Here is a 14,113-nt window from a genome sequence, read left to right as displayed (position 1 = left end):
CGCGCGTGGACGGTCACTTGACGCTTCCGGCGGTCAGTCCCGCCTTCCAGTGCCGCTGCAGGGAGACGAAGGCGACGATCAGCGGGATGACGGCCAGAAGGGAGCCGGTGACGACGAGCGGGTAGAAGCTCGGCTCGCCGTGGGTGTTGGTGTTCCACGAGTACAGACCGAGGCTCAAGGGGAAGAGCTTGCGGTCCGAGAGCATCACGAGGGGGAGGAAGAAGTTGTTCCAGATCGCGGTGAACTGGAAGAGGAAGACCGTCACGAACCCCGGCATGACCATGGGCAGACCGACGGACCAGAAGACCCGCAGCTCGCCCGCCCCGTCGATCCGGGCGGCCTCCAGCGCCTCGTTCGGTATGTAGCCCGAGCTGAACACCCGGGCGAGGTACACGCCGAACGGATTGACCAGCACCGGGATCAGCACCGACCAGTACGTGTTGACCAGGCCGACCTCGGACGCCAGCAGATACATCGGCAGGGCGAGCGCCGTCGTGGGGACGAGCACGCCCATCAGCACCAGGCCGAACAGCTGGTCCTTGCCCCGGAACGCGTACTTGTCGAAGGCGTACCCGGCGGCGACGCAGATCAGCGAGCACACGAGCGCCCCGCCGCCCGCGTAGCCGAGGCTGTTGAGGTACCAGCGGAAGTAGATCCCGTCGCCGTAGTCCGCCAGGTTCGAGAGGTTCTCGCCGAGGTTGAAGCCGTCGAAGGAGAACGCGTTGCCCGCGAGCAGGCCGCCGGTGTCCTTCGTGGCGGCGGTGACCAGCCAGACGAGCGGAAAGAGCATGTAGACGACGGCGAGCAGCAGGAAGCCGTTGACCGCGGTCTTCGACATCCAGCGGCCGTGGGAGGCGGGGGAACTCATGCTTTCTTGCCCTTCCGGCCGGTGAAGCGGGTGACGACGAAGGACAGCAGCGCGGCCGTGAGCGCCAGCAGGAGGGAGGCGGCGGCGGCGAGCCCGTAGTCGTTGCGCTCGAAGGCCGCGGTGTACGCGTACATGTTCGGAGTCCAGGTGGAGGTGACGGCGGAGCCGGTCCCCTTGTTGAGGATCAGGGGCTCGGTGAACAACTGGAGCGAGCCGATGACGGTGAACAGCGCGACCATCACGACGGAGGCCCGGATCAGCGGGATCTTGATGCCGATGGCGATCCGCCAGGCGCCGGCCCCGTCGACGGTGGCCGCTTCGAGTACGGAGCGGTCGATGGCCTGCAACGCGGCATAGAAGATCACCATGTTGTAGCCGAGCCACTCCCACAGCGCGATGTTGACGACCGAGGGCAGGGCTCCGTCGGGGGAGAAGAAGTCGAAGCCGATGCCGCCGGACTCCATGGCGCTGACCACCGGGCTGAGCTGCGGTGTGTAGAGGTACACCCAGATCAGCGCGGCGATGATGCCGGGAACGGCGTGCGGCAGGAACAGCGCGAGCTGGAAGAACCGGCGGGCACGGGCCAGCGTCGAGTCCAGCAGCAGCGCGAGGGCGAGGGCTCCGACGAGGAGCAGCGGGATGTAGAAGAGGCAGTATCCGAGGAGTACGCCGAAGCCCTCGCGGAACGCCCGGTCACCCAGGGCCGCCGTGTAGTTGTCGAGCCCGCTGAACACGGACTCGGTGCCGCCGAAGCCCAGGCCGGACTGCTTCTCGGTGAACAGGCTGAGCCAGACCGCGTAGCCGATCGGCAGCACCATGGCCAGCGTGAACAGTACGAAGAAGGGCCCCAGCAGGATGGCGGCGGCTCTGGTGGTCCGGGCGCGCTTCATCAGCCTGCGTCCTCGACCTTCAGCCCGCGCTTCTTCAGCTCGGCGACCGTGGCGTCGCGCCCGGCCTCCACCGCGTCCTTGACGGTGGTACCACCGCTCGCGACCTTGCCGAACTGGTCCTTCATCGTGGTGTTCGTGGTGCCGGTCGTGGGGCCCCAGCTCCAGTTCGGGCCGATGGACGTCGCGGCGTCCTCGAACACCTGGTAGATGTCCTGACCGCCGTAGAAGTCCGCGTCGAACGCCTTCTTCGCCACCGGCCGCAGCGATGCCGCGGCCGGGAAGGCACTCGACGTGCCGGACTCGATGCGGGCCTTGATGCCTTCCTCGGTGGTCGACATCCAGGTGGCGAACTCGACAGCCGCCTTCGCCTTCCTGCTGGTCTTCGTCACCGCGAAGGTGGAGCCGCCGAGCATGCCGCTGGCAGGCTTGCCGTCCCAGCTGGGCATCGGGGCGACGGCCCACTTGCCGCTCTGCTCGGGCAGGGTGCCCTTGAGGACCCCCGCGCCCCAGGCCGCGCCGAGGTAGCCCACGGTGCCGCCGTTCTTGAGGGAGTTGGTCCACTCGGGGCTGAACGAGGCGTTGGCACGGATCAGGTCGTCGTCGAGCAGACCCTGCCAGTAGTCGGCGACCTTGTCGGTGGCCGCGTCCGTGGTGTTCACCTTCCAGGTGTCGTCCTCGGGCTTGTACCACTGGGCGCCGGCCTGCCAGGCCATCGCCTGGAACGTGGTCGGGTCGTCCGGGAAGAACGTACCGATCCGGGCCTTCTTGTCGGCCCTCTTGACCTTCTCCGCGGCCTTGCGGAAGTCGTCCCAGGTCTGGGGGACCTCCACGTGGTACTTCGCGAAGAGGTCCTTGCGGTAGAAGAAGGACTGCGGTGAGGCGTCGAAGGGCACGGCCCAGTTCTTGCCACCGAGCGTGGTCAGCTCCACCGCCTGGGGCAGCAGCTTCTTCCTGATGTCCTCGGTGAAGTACGGGCCGATGTCCTGGAGTGCGCCCTGGCTGACGTACTCCGGGAGCTGCGGGTACTCGATGGAGACGAGGTCGGGGGCGTTGCCCGCCTTCACCGCGTTGGAGATCTTGGCGTAGCCGCCCGCGTTGCCGGACGGGATCTCCTCGTACACCACCTTGATGTTCGTGTGAGAGGCGTTGAACGCGTCAACGACCTCCTTGGAACCCTTGGCCCAGCCCCAGAAGGTGATGCTGACGGGCTTGCCGTCGCTTCCGGCGGTGGACGAGTCGTCACCGCTGCCGCCACAGGCCGTGAGAACGGCGAGGGCGGTGGCGGCGCCGACTACGGCGAGGGACGTTCTGCTCGAACTGCGGCTCACAGCGAGGCTCCTGAACAGGCGGCGACATGGGCGTTGGCCGTGATCCTTGGACCAGCCGTGACCGAAGTCAAGAGCGAAAGATCGATTGATCGAAAAAAGATCAGAAGAGCTTCGTGTGCAAGCCGAGTCGGAGTCGGCGGAACGCCTACGGGAGAGGCGCCCCGCAGGAGTCCCTGACCCGCAGTTGCGGGAGCAGCGTCAGATGCCGCCGGGGGGCGTCGGAGCCCTGGCCCAGCCGCTCCACCAGCAGCTCGGTCGCATGGCGGCCCACCTCGCGCTTGGGCGGGGCCACGGCGGTGAGCGGGGTGTCCGCGAGCGCCGCCACCTCGTCGTCGTACGCGATGAGTGCGAGGTCCTCCGGCACCCGCACGCCCAGCTCCGCGAGACGCTGCACCACCTGGATCGCGTCCACGTCGTTGTGGATCAGCGCCGCGGTCGCCACCCCCGAGCCGACCGCCTCGCGCAGCACCTGCACGGCCTTCTCGAAGGCCTCCGGCGCCAGTTCGGCAGGCACGGAGTCGATCACCTCCTGCGGTGCGCGCAGCCCGAGGACGGTCAGCGCCTCCGCATATCCGGATCGCACCGCCAGGGCGGTCGGGGAGTCCGCGCGGGCCATCAGCAGGGGCGCGCCGTGCCCGAGGGCCACCAGGTGGCGCACGGCCAGCAGCACCCCGTGCGCATGGTCCGAGCAGACGCGGTCCAAGCCGTCCAGGGGCGACCCGGCGGTGGGCCTGCGTTCCAGCAGGACGGTCGGTACGGGCAGTGAGCTGATCCAGTCGCCGAACTCCGACGGGTCGCCCGGATGCTGCCAGCCGGGGGCGACCAGCAGCCCCTCGGCGCCCGCGGACAGCAGCCCCTCGGTGCGGGCGTGGTCCTCCTGCGGCCGGTAGTCGGAGATCCGCAGGATCAGCCGGGCGCCCGCCCGGGCCGCTGCCTCGTGGGCGCCCCTGATGACCTCGGCGAAGTAGTAGGTCGCGGAGGGTGCGAGCATGCCGAGGACCAGGCCGTGCCCAGGGCCGGCGGAGCTTGCGGCGGGGGCGCTGTCCTGGGGCCAGGACACCGAACCGTGGACCCGGTCGAGCAGGCCGCGGCCGGCCAGGTCCTCGACGTCCCGGCGCACCGTGACGGGCGAGACCCCCAGCTGCGAGGCCAGGTCCGACACCCGGGCCGAGCCCCGGTCGCGTACCAGCCCGAGCAGGCGGTCATGACGTTCAGCTGCACTTTCGCGCACGGCGGCAGTCCCCTCGCAGTGTGTGACCCGGCTCCTGGCCGGCCGGCGCCGGAGCCGAGGTCCGACCCTAAACCAACGTGATCGAACGATGGGAATTTCGATCATTCAAACGCGATCCATTGACGTTCGATCATTCCGAGTCCAGGATTCCCGGCGATGCCGATCCGGCCGTTCCCGGCCCTTCCCGACCCTGACTGTTCGTACGGAGGAATTGTGAGACATCGCCTCACCGCCGTGGCGCTCGCGGCCCTGATCGCCCCGGCCGGTCTGACCCTCGCAGGCCCGGACTCCGCGCAGGCGGCCCCCGCCGGCCGGACCTTCCACGTCGACTGCGGCGCCGACCCGCAGGGGGCCACCGGCAGCGGTCGGCATCCCTGGACCACGCTCACCGAAGCCAATGCGCACACCTACGGGCCCGGCGACCGGCTGCTCTTCAAGCGCGGCGTCACCTGCTCCGGCACCCTCGCCCCCACGGGCACCGGCTCGGACCGTGCACCGTTCACGATCGCCGACTACGGCACCGGCCCGGACCGGGCCCGTCTCGACGGCGCGGGCGCACACGACACGGTCCTGCTCTCCAACACGCAGTACGTGCACCTCAGGGACCTGGAGATCACCAACGCCGACAACCCGGGCAGCGAGCGCAACGGCGTCCGCCTGCGCCTCACCGACTACGGCGTCGCCCGGGGCTTCGACATCAGCGGCCTCTACATCCACGATGTGCGCGGGGGCGACCACAAGACCGTGACGGGCTCCAGCGCCATCCACATCGCGGTCCAGGGCACGGCGAAGGCCAGCTGGTACGACGGACTGGACATCGGTCACAACCGCATCGAGGACGTCGACCGCGAGGGCATCTACTTCAAGTCGACCTTCTCCAGGCGCGATCTGGTCGGACAGCAGCAGGACCCGAACGTCTACCCGGGAGAGTGGACCCCCAGCACCGGCGTCCGCATCCATCACAACACCCTGAAGTCCCTCGCCGGTGACGGCATGAAACTCGACACGACGAGCGGCGCCCGCGTCGACCACAACCGGGTCGACGGCTTCCAGCTCCGCTCGCCCTCCGCCAACGCGGGCATCTGGACCTTCAACACCGACGACACGACCGTCGAGTACAACGAGGTCTCGGGCGGCGGCAACACCCACGACGGCATGTCCTTCGACGCCGACGGCGCCTCGCGGAACACCGTCTTCCAGTACAACCACAGCCACGACAACAAGGGCGGCTTCCTGCTGATCTGCCCGTACAGCGGCGCGAAGACCATCGGCACGGTCGCCCGGTACAACGTCAGCGGCAACGACGGCGCCCGCCTCGTCCAGAACTGCTGGGGCCCGATCCTCGGTACGGAGATCTACAACAACACCTTCCACAACACGGAGCAGATCCCCGGCTTCCTCGTCCAGGACGATGCCGCAAGCCCCGCCACGACCCAGCACGAACTGTCCATCCGCAACAACGTCTTCGTCAGTGAGGGCACGGGCGGCTACCTCTTCAAGAACCCCACCCCCGGGCTCTCCTTCGACCACAACGCCTTCTACGGCATCGAGATGACGCGACCGGACCCCGGAGGCGTCACGGCCGATCCGCTGCTCCGCGACGACTTCCGGCTCGGCGCCGGCTCGCCCGCCCTCGCCGCCGGAGCCGTCATCGAGGCCAACGGCGGCAAGGACTACTTCGGCAACCGGCTGAAGCCCGGCGCCCCCAACATCGGCGCCTACGCGGGCCGCGGGGTGCGGTAACCCACCGCTCACTGCGGTCCGTACTTGCGGCCTGTCTTGGAGGTCACCCCTCCGAGCAGGCCGCGCGGCGTCACCTTCACCAGCCCCATCAGGGCCTTGTACCGCGGATCCGGCACCGAGACCGACTTGCCGCGCGCCAGGTCGGTCAGTGCCGTCGCCACCAGCTTGTCCGCGTCCAGCCACATCCAGCCCGGGATGTTCCCGGTGCCCATCCCGGCGCGCTGATGGAACTCCGTGCGCACGAAGCCGGGGCAGAGCGCCATCATCCGCACCCCCGAACCTGCCAGGTCCTTCGCCGCCCCCTGGGTGAACTGCACGACCCACGCCTTGGACGCCCCGTACGTACCGCGCGGCACGAACGCGGCCACGGAAGCCACGTTCACGATGCCGCCCCTGCCCCGTTCCTTCATGCCGGCCGCCGCCGCCGAGGTCAGCCGCAGGACCGCCTCGCAGTGCACCTTCAGCATCGCCAGTTCGTCGCTCATCGGGACGTCGAGGAAGTGGCCCTTGTTGCCGAATCCCGCGTTGTTGACCAGCAGGTCGACCGACTGCCTGCGGTCGGCCAGCCGCCCCTCGACCGCGGCGATCCCCTCGTCCCGGGACAGGTCCGCGGTCAGCACCTCGGCCTCGATGCCGTGCCGGTCGTGCAGTTCGGTGGCCTGTTCCCGCAGCCGGTCGGTGTCGCGGGCCACCAGCACGAGGTTGTGCCCCTCGGCCGCCAGCCGCCGCGCGAAGGCAGCCCCGATGCCCGCCGTCGCGCCCGTAATCAGTGCAGTCGTCATACGCGGCACGTTAGTGCCCTGCGTGCGCCCCCGGACGACCCGCCCACCGCTGCCCGCTCACCCCTGAGGAGCCACGGCCGCGCGCGCCCTCCGTGACGCCTCGGGATGCAGCGCGTCACCGGCCGCGAGCAGCAGGGGCAGCAGTTCGCGCTGGGTCGTCACGGCCCGGAACTGCAGTTCCACCGTCACCTCGTGCTCCGGCCGGTGCACGATCTCGACCGGGTCGCCCGCCCGGATGCTGCCCGGCGTGATCACCCGGAGGTACGCCCCGGGGGCTGCCGCCTGCGTGAACCGCCTGATCCAGCCCGCCTCGCCGAGGTGGCCCGCGAACGTACGGCACGGGATCCGGCCGGACGTGACCTCCAGGAGCAGTTCGCCCCCGATCCGCCACCGCTCGCCGATCAGCGCCCCGCTGACCGTCACCCCGCTCGTCGTCAGGTTCTCCCCGAACGCGCCATTGGCGAGCGGACGTCCCAGCTCCCGCTCCCACGCGTCGAGCTCCTCGCGGGCGAAGGCGTACACGGCCTGGTGGGAGCCGCCGTGGTGGCGCAGGTCGCAGACCGCGTCCCCGGCCAGACCGCTGCCGCCCTCACCCTCGGGACCGGGGTCGCAGACCCGTATGGGGCCCTCCACGGGGTGCTTGTCGATTCCGGTCATTCCGCCCGGGGCGTTGGTGTGGGAGGCCGCAGTGGGACGCCCCGCGTTCACGGTCAGCACAGTCATCGCAGTCATGCCCGAACGCTAGCGACTCGGCCCCGGCCCAAAGTGGCATGACGATTATTCGCAGGCGACCCAAGAATCCCTTATATTCGAAGAGTGATCGAAGCCCGTCATCTCCGAGTCCTGCGCGCCGTGGCCGGTACCGGCTCCTTCTCCGCCGCCGCCCGTGAGCTGGGATGTACCCAGCCCGCCGTGAGCCAGCAGATGAAGGCCCTGGAGTCCTCGGCGGGCACCACGCTGCTCATCCGCACCGGACGCGAGATGCGGCTGACCCAGGCAGGCGAGGCGCTCGTTCGCCACGCCTCGGGCATCCTCGCCGGGCTCACTGCCGCGGAGGAGGAGGTCGCCGCGATCGCCGGGCTGCGGGCCGGCCGGGTCCGGCTGGTCTCCTTCCCCAGCGGCAGTTCCACCCTGGTCCCGGGCGCCCTCGCGGCGCTGCGCGCCGCCCACCCCGGCACCCGGGTCTCCCTGGTCGAGGCCGAGCCGCCGCGCTCGGTGGAGATGCTGCGCGACGGCGACTGCGACATCGCGCTGGCCTTCCGGTACGGCACGCCGGGCGCCGAGTGGGACGACCTGGTGGTGCGGCCGCTGCTCACCGACCGGCTGATCGGTCTCGTTCCCGAGGGCCACGGGCTCGCGGGCCGGGACGAGGTGGGCATCGGTGAACTCGCCGGGGAGTCGTGGATCGCAGGGTGCCCGCGCTGCCGCCGGCAGCTGGTGGAGGTCTGCGAGGCGTCCGGGTTCACCCCGCGGATCGACTTCGCCACCGACGACTACCCGGCGGTGATCGGTCTGGTGGGCGCGGGTCTCGGGGTGGCCGTCCTGCCTGCGCTGGCGATCGAGTCGGTACGCCCCAGGGGGGCCAGGGCCGTCACGGTGGAGCCGGCCATCGAGCGCGAGATCGTCGCGCTGACCCTGCCCGACCTGGCGCAGGTCCCGGCGGTGGCGGCCACCCTGGACCAGCTGTCGCTGGCGGCGGCCCGCTGAGCGGTCCGGCGCGGGCCCGCGGGCCTCGGCCGCGAATGGAGAAACGTTTCTCTTGTGAGGGTGCGCGGCGGGTCAGCCGTGCCCGGGCGGGGAGGACGGAGCCGCCGCGCTGATCAGCCGGTTGCGGGCCCGGCCCATGAGCTCCTCGCGCTCGTCCTCGGTCAGTCCTCCCCACACCCCGTAGGGCTCGCGCACCGCCAGCGCGTGGGCTGCGCACTCGGCGCGCACCGGGCATCGCATGCAGACCTCTTTCGCGGAGGTTTCGCGGGCGCTCCTGGCGGCTCCGCGCTCCCCCTCGGGATGGAAGAACAGTGAGCTGTCGACCCCTCGGCAGGCCGCCAGCAGCTGCCAGTCCCACAGATCGGCGTTGGGTCCGGGAAGGCGGGAGAAATCTGCCATTGCTTGTCCCCTCGAAACCATGCTGAGTCGGAAACGTCGTGGTCGTCCGTCGTACCGTGCCCATGACCGTACATCTACGGTGTTAGTAGATGTAAATATGACTGATTGCGAATCTAGCCACAGACACCAGCAAAAGGGAAGAAAACCGGCTAAATGGTGCATAAGTTCGCGGAAAAGTTCGGTTGACGGCTGGACGATCCCGTGGCGCTCTCCTCCGTGCTCGACCCCTCACGTAGAGTGCCGAACTCGGTCGTCCGACCCGTAACTCTTTCGAGTGACCATCGTTGAGAGTGCGGAGGCGGTTGGCAGAGAAAGCGATCGGGCAGGTGTCCGAGAGCGTCAACCGCACAGGTGACGACTTGTTACAGCCTGGAGGCACAAGGTGACGCGCATCAGCTGCGGAGGGCGGTCATGACATCCGTTCTCGTCTGCGACGATTCCCCGCTTGCCCGAGAAGCGCTCCGCCGCGCGGTCGCGACCGTGCCCGGCGTCGAGCGTGTGACGACGGCCGCCAACGGGGAGGAAGTCCTCCGCCGCTGGGGTGCCGACCGTTCGGATCTGATTCTCATGGACGTACGCATGCCCGGTCTGGGGGGTGTGGAGACCGTCCGTCGGCTGCTCTCCGCCGACCCCGGGGCGCGGATCATCATGCTGACCGTCGCCGAGGACCTGGACGGGGTCGCGCTCGCGGTCGCCGCAGGGGCCCGTGGGTATCTGCACAAGGACGCCTCCCGGGCGGAGCTCCGGGCGACCGTCACCCAGGCCCTGGCCGATCCGACGTGGCGGCTCGCCCCGCGCCGGCTGCGGTCGGCCGAGATGGGTGCGGCGCCCACGCTCACGGCACGTGAGATCCAGGTGCTCGAGGGGATGAGCCACGGCCGCTCCAACGCGGAGATCGGCCGGGAGCTGTTCCTGTCCGAGGACACGGTGAAGACCCACGCCAGGCGTCTGTTCAAGAAGCTCGGCGCCTCGGACCGTGCGCACGCGGTGGCGCTCGGCTTCCGTTGGGGCCTGGTCCGCTGAGGCCGCCGGGTGACCACGGATCCGAGAGCGGACGCGGTCACCCGACAGTCTCCGGGGGCGGGCCGTGACCGCCCGCCGTTTCATCCCCCGTCCATCCGCTCCCGGGCGGACGGGGCGACCCGCGCGAGGGGTGCCGGGCCGGGTCGTGTCCGCGGACGCGACCCGCTGGTGAACCGCCCGTGAAGCCCGCCGCCCCGGCGGCATGTGACGCTTCCCGGCCGATGACGCATCCTTGAGACGTGGAGTTCCTCGGGAACGATTCGGTCGAGCGGAAGGGGAGGGCGCAGGACATGACTTCCGGCGCACCCGCTCATAACGCTTCAGTGCACAACTACGGACGCGGTGCCGCGGATGACGCGGCGCCGGGGCACCATGGTCCGATGCGCGAGGACGGAACGACGGTGATCGGTGCCCTGGTGCATCGTGCCGTGGAGGGCGACGCGCAGGCCACCCATGATCTGCTGGCCCACGTCCACCCCCTCGCGCTGCGCTACTGCAGGTCCCGGCTGAACCGGCTGCCCGGTGATGCCCGTCACTTCGTGGAGGACCTGGCGCAGGAGGTCTGTGTCGCGGTCCTGATGGCCCTGCCGCGGTACAAGGACACCGGCAGACCCTTCGAAGCCTTCGTCTTCGCCATCGCCGGCCACAAGGTGGCCGACCTCCAGCGAGCCGCGATGCGGCACCCGGGATCGACCGCGGTGCCCTCCGACGAGATGCCGGAGCGGCCCGACGACTCGCTCGGGCCCGAGGAGCGGGCGCTGCTGAGCAGTGACGCCGCCTGGGCCAAGAAGCTCCTCGCCAACCTTCCGGAGAACCAGCGCGAGCTGCTGGTCCTGCGGGTCGCCGTCGGCCTCACCGCCGAGGAGACCGGGCAGATGCTCGGCATGTCGCCGGGTGCCGTCCGGGTCGCCCAGCACCGTGCGCTCAGCCGGCTGCGGGCCCTCGCGGGGCAGTGAGCCCGGCCCGCCGCGCATCCTGGCGGAACGGCGGGCGGCGCAGGGGGACGGGGCCTGCGGGCCCCGTAGGAAGCTACAGAACCTCTCGGTGATCTTGACCGTGGAATGAGACACCCCCGGAGGCCGTTAGCATGGACATCCGCACCGATCAAGGCCATTTGGGGAAGGTGTCATGACTGCAAACGTCGACGGAGTGCCCGAGAAGTTCGCGACGCTCGGGCTGACATACGACGACGTGCTGCTGCTGCCGGGCGCATCTGAGGTGCTGCCCAACGCGGTCGACACCTCGACGCTCATCTCTCGGAACGTACGCGTGAACATCCCGCTGCTCTCCGCCGCGATGGACAAGGTGACCGAGGCCCGGATGGCCATCGCCATGGCCCGTCAGGGCGGCGTCGGCGTACTGCACCGCAACCTCTCGGTCGAGGACCAGGTCAACCAGGTCGACCTGGTGAAGCGGTCCGAGTCCGGCATGGTGACCGACCCGATCACCGTCGGTCCGGATGCGACGCTCGGCGATGCCGACGCGCTCTGCGCCAAGTTCCGCATCAGCGGCGTCCCGGTCACCGACCCGGCGGGCAAGCTGCTCGGCATCGTCACCAACCGCGACATGGCCTTCGAGTCGGACCGCACGCGCCAGGTGCGCGAGGTCATGACGCCGATGCCCCTGGTCACCGGCCGGGTCGGCATCTCCGGCGTGGACGCCATGGAGCTGCTGCGCCGCCACAAGATCGAGAAGCTTCCGCTGGTCGACGAGGCGGGCATCCTCAAGGGCCTCATCACGGTCAAGGACTTCAAGAAGGCCGAGCAGTACCCGGGCGCGGCCAAGGACGCCGAGGGCCGTCTCCTCGTCGGCGCGGCCGTCGGCGCCAGCCCGGAGGCGCTGGACCGCGCCCAGGCACTGGCCGGTGCCGGGGTGGACTTCCTGATCGTCGACACCTCGCACGGCCACAACAGCAACGCCCTCAACTGGATGGCGAAGATCAAGTCGGCCGTGAACGTGGACGTCATCGGCGGCAACGTCGCGACCCGCGACGGTGCCCAGGCCCTGATCGACGCCGGCGTGGACGGCGTGAAGGTGGGCGTCGGACCCGGTTCGATCTGTACGACCCGAGTGGTCGCCGGCATCGGCGTCCCGCAGGTCACCGCGATCTACGAGGCCGCGCTGGCCGCCCGTGCGGCGGGCGTCCCGGTCATCGGTGACGGCGGCCTCCAGTACTCCGGCGACATCGGCAAGGCGCTCGCCGCCGGTGCCGACAGCGTGATGCTGGGCTCCCTCCTCGCGGGTTGCGAGGAGTCGCCGGGCGAGCTCCTCTTCATCAACGGCAAGCAGTTCAAGTCGTACCGCGGCATGGGTTCGCTGGGCGCCATGCAGTCCCGTGGACAGGGCCGCTCGTACTCGAAGGACCGCTACTTCCAGGCCGAGGTGTCCTCCGACGACAAGCTCGTCCCCGAGGGCATCGAGGGCCAGGTGCCCTACCGCGGCCCGCTGGCCAACGTGCTGCACCAGCTCGTCGGCGGCCTCCGCCAGACGATGGGGTACGTGGGCGCGGCGTCCGTCGACGAGATGGAGAGCAAGGGCCGCTTCGTGCGGATCACCTCGGCGGGTCTCAAGGAGAGCCACCCGCACGACATCCAGATGACGGTCGAAGCACCGAACTACAGCAGGAAGTAACGCAACAGCGCAGGTGAGGGGCGGTCCGGAGTTCCCGGGACCGCCCCCGGCCCGGCCGTCGCACGGGGGGCGGCGTCGCGGGGCCGGGCACGCGCATCCGCGGCGTTGTCGTCAATCAACAACGCTCCGCGTCGCCTCAATCCTCCGCCTTTCGGCTGCACGCACCCAGCCCCGCTCCTTCACCCACCCCCCATGTGACGGCCGGGCCCGCACGTGTCGGGGATACTGGACAGCGCAGACGTAGAGGGAAAGGCCACACCATCGTGACTGAGATCGAGATCGGGCGCGGCAAGCGCGGCCGCCGGGCATACGCATTCGACGACATCGCCGTCGTCCCGAGCCGCCGGACCCGTGACCCGAAGGAGGTCTCGATCGCCTGGCAGATCGATGCCTACCGCTTCGAGCTGCCGTTCCTGGCCGCTCCCATGGACTCCGTCGTCTCCCCGCAGCACGCCATCCGCATCGGTGAGCTGGGCGGCCTCGGCGTGCTCAACCTGGAAGGCCTGTGGACCCGGCACGCCGACCCGCAGCCGCTCCTCGACGAGATCGCCGAGATGCCCGTCGAGTCCGCGACCCGCCGGCTCCAGGAGATCTACTCCGCCCCCATCCAGGAGGAGCTGATCGGGCAGCGCATCAAGGAGGTGCGCGACGCCGGTGTCGTCACCGCCGCCGCCCTCTCCCCGCAGCGCACCGCCCAGTTCTCCAAGGCCGTCGTCGACGCGGGTGTGGACATCTTCGTCATCCGCGGTACGACGGTCTCCGCCGAGCACGTCTCGGGTGCGGCCGAGCCGCTCAACCTGAAGCAGTTCATCTACGAGCTGGACGTCCCGGTCATCGTCGGCGGCTGCGCCACGTACACCGCGGCCCTGCACCTGATGCGTACGGGTGCGGCCGGTGTCCTGGTCGGTTTCGGCGGCGGCGCCGCGCACACCACGCGCAACGTCTTCGGCATCCAGGTCCCGATGGCCACCGCGGTCGCAGATGTGGCCGGTGCCCGCCGTGACTACATGGACGAGTCCGGCGGCCGGTACGTGCACGTGATCGCCGACGGCGGCGTCGGCTGGTCCGGCGACCTGCCGAAGGCCATCGCCTGCGGCGCCGACGCCGTGATGATGGGCTCCCCGCTCGCCCGCGCGACGGACGCGCCGGGCCGCGGCCGCCACTGGGGCATGGAGGCCGTCCACGAGGACGTGCCGCGCGGCAAGCTGGTCGACCTCGGCTCGGTCGGGACGACGGAGGAGGTCCTCACCGGTCCTTCGCACACCCCCGACGGCTCGATGAACATCTTCGGCGCCCTGCGCCGGGCGATGGCGACGACGGGGTACAGCGACCTCAAGGAGTTCCAGCGCGTCGAGGTGACGGTGGCGGACTCGCAGCACCGCCGCTGACTGCACGGAGTATGACGGGAGGGCCCGGACCGCGATCGCGGTCCGGGCCCTCCCGTGCGTCCTGCTGCGGTCCGCGACCAGGGCGTGTTTCGAAAGTCCCGCCTGGTCGGCGGCGTCTGGCAC

At 70.0% G+C, this 14,113-nt stretch carries 13 protein-coding genes; 6 read left to right on the top strand and 7 right to left on the bottom strand.

Annotated elements, in window-relative coordinates:
- Positions 1 to 13: 13 nt before the first annotated feature.
- The 4 genes from OG538_RS13970 to OG538_RS13955 form a co-directional block, all read right to left on the bottom strand.
- Positions 14 to 868: a carbohydrate ABC transporter permease gene (locus OG538_RS13970; protein WP_406093533.1), complete on the bottom strand. Its 855-nt coding sequence runs from the start codon at positions 866 to 868 to the stop codon at positions 14 to 16.
- On the bottom strand, positions 865 to 1,758 hold the full coding sequence (locus OG538_RS13965) for a carbohydrate ABC transporter permease (protein WP_406093531.1): 894 nt from the start codon (positions 1,756 to 1,758) through the stop codon (positions 865 to 867). The genes OG538_RS13970 and OG538_RS13965 overlap by 4 nt, the downstream gene beginning before the upstream one ends.
- A complete protein-coding gene (locus tag OG538_RS13960; protein ID WP_406093529.1) occupies positions 1,758 to 3,086 on the bottom strand; it encodes an ABC transporter substrate-binding protein in 1,329 nt (442 codons plus the stop codon). The genes OG538_RS13965 and OG538_RS13960 overlap by 1 nt, the downstream gene beginning before the upstream one ends.
- Before the next feature lie 145 nt (positions 3,087 to 3,231).
- Positions 3,232 to 4,317: a substrate-binding domain-containing protein gene (locus tag OG538_RS13955; RefSeq protein ID WP_406093527.1), complete on the bottom strand. Its 1,086-nt coding sequence runs from the start codon at positions 4,315 to 4,317 to the stop codon at positions 3,232 to 3,234.
- Between the two features lie 213 nt (positions 4,318 to 4,530).
- Here OG538_RS13955 and OG538_RS13950 point away from each other — a divergent pair, with 213 nt between their 5' ends.
- The gene (locus OG538_RS13950) at positions 4,531 to 6,060 is read left to right on the top strand and encodes a right-handed parallel beta-helix repeat-containing protein (RefSeq protein ID WP_406093525.1); all 1,530 of its coding nucleotides are present in this window, start codon (positions 4,531 to 4,533) and stop codon (positions 6,058 to 6,060) included.
- An 8-nt stretch (positions 6,061 to 6,068) separates the two neighbouring features.
- Here the strand turns inward: OG538_RS13950 and OG538_RS13945 are convergent, their stop codons facing one another.
- Together OG538_RS13945 and OG538_RS13940 are read right to left on the bottom strand one after the other, a co-directional pair.
- Entirely contained in the window at positions 6,069 to 6,842 is a 774-nt protein-coding gene (locus tag OG538_RS13945; protein WP_406093523.1) for an SDR family NAD(P)-dependent oxidoreductase, read from the bottom strand.
- Between the two features lie 57 nt (positions 6,843 to 6,899).
- Positions 6,900 to 7,565, bottom strand: coding sequence for an MOSC domain-containing protein (locus OG538_RS13940; protein WP_406100124.1), 666 nt, complete (start codon positions 7,563 to 7,565; stop codon positions 6,900 to 6,902).
- 93 nt (positions 7,566 to 7,658) lie between these two features.
- On the opposite strand from OG538_RS13940, the gene OG538_RS13935 reads away from it, so the two are divergent.
- Positions 7,659 to 8,549 carry a LysR family transcriptional regulator gene (locus tag OG538_RS13935; protein ID WP_406093521.1) on the top strand — a complete coding sequence of 297 codons (891 nt, stop codon included), beginning with the start codon at positions 7,659 to 7,661 and terminating at the stop codon, positions 8,547 to 8,549.
- 72 nt (positions 8,550 to 8,621) lie between these two features.
- On the opposite strand, the gene OG538_RS13930 is transcribed toward OG538_RS13935, so the two are convergent.
- Positions 8,622 to 8,948 (bottom strand): WhiB family transcriptional regulator, encoded by a 327-nt coding sequence (locus OG538_RS13930; protein ID WP_018550557.1) that lies wholly within the window; start codon positions 8,946 to 8,948, stop codon positions 8,622 to 8,624.
- Between the two features lie 411 nt (positions 8,949 to 9,359).
- Between OG538_RS13930 and OG538_RS13925 the strand changes: the two genes are divergently transcribed.
- The 4 genes from OG538_RS13925 to OG538_RS13910 all read left to right on the top strand — a co-directional run bounded on the left by OG538_RS13925 (position 9,360) and on the right by OG538_RS13910 (position 13,990).
- On the top strand, positions 9,360 to 9,971 hold the full coding sequence (locus tag OG538_RS13925) for a response regulator transcription factor (RefSeq protein ID WP_003948568.1): 612 nt from the start codon (positions 9,360 to 9,362) through the stop codon (positions 9,969 to 9,971).
- A gap of 380 nt (positions 9,972 to 10,351) precedes the next feature.
- Positions 10,352 to 10,927 (top strand): sigma-70 family RNA polymerase sigma factor, encoded by a 576-nt coding sequence (locus OG538_RS13920; RefSeq protein WP_399307701.1) that lies wholly within the window; start codon positions 10,352 to 10,354, stop codon positions 10,925 to 10,927.
- A 172-nt stretch (positions 10,928 to 11,099) separates the two neighbouring features.
- On the top strand, positions 11,100 to 12,602 hold the full coding sequence (gene guaB, locus OG538_RS13915) for an IMP dehydrogenase (RefSeq protein WP_406093519.1): 1,503 nt from the start codon (positions 11,100 to 11,102) through the stop codon (positions 12,600 to 12,602).
- A gap of 263 nt (positions 12,603 to 12,865) precedes the next feature.
- Positions 12,866 to 13,990 carry a GuaB3 family IMP dehydrogenase-related protein gene (locus tag OG538_RS13910; RefSeq protein WP_093707048.1) on the top strand — a complete coding sequence of 375 codons (1,125 nt, stop codon included), beginning with the start codon at positions 12,866 to 12,868 and terminating at the stop codon, positions 13,988 to 13,990.
- Positions 13,991 to 14,113: the final 123 nt, after the last annotated feature.

It is taken from the genome of Streptomyces sp. NBC_01013 (assembly GCF_045162765.1).
GTDB lineage: Bacteria > Actinomycetota > Actinomycetes > Streptomycetales > Streptomycetaceae > Streptomyces.
This window is presented reverse-complemented; position numbering and strand designations above follow the sequence as displayed.

Bases quoted from the DNA above. Each gene is read 5' to 3' on its own strand.
- OG538_RS13970 (WP_406093533.1), bottom strand. From the start codon at position 868: ATGAGTTCCCCCGCCTCCCACGGCCGCTGGATGTCGAAGACCGCGGTC.
- OG538_RS13965 (WP_406093531.1), bottom strand. From the start codon at position 1,758: ATGAAGCGCGCCCGGACCACCAGAGCCGCCGCCATCCTGCTGGGGCCC.
- OG538_RS13945 (WP_406093523.1), bottom strand. From the start codon at position 6,842: ATGACGACTGCACTGATTACGGGCGCGACGGCGGGCATCGGGGCTGCC.
- OG538_RS13940 (WP_406100124.1), bottom strand. From the start codon at position 7,565: ATGACTGTGCTGACCGTGAACGCGGGGCGTCCCACTGCGGCCTCCCAC.
- OG538_RS13930 (WP_018550557.1), bottom strand. From the start codon at position 8,948: ATGGCAGATTTCTCCCGCCTTCCCGGACCCAACGCCGATCTGTGGGAC.
- OG538_RS13925 (WP_003948568.1), top strand. From the start codon at position 9,360: ATGACATCCGTTCTCGTCTGCGACGATTCCCCGCTTGCCCGAGAAGCG.
- OG538_RS13920 (WP_399307701.1), top strand. From the start codon at position 10,352: ATGCGCGAGGACGGAACGACGGTGATCGGTGCCCTGGTGCATCGTGCC.
- guaB (WP_406093519.1), top strand. From the start codon at position 11,100: ATGACTGCAAACGTCGACGGAGTGCCCGAGAAGTTCGCGACGCTCGGG.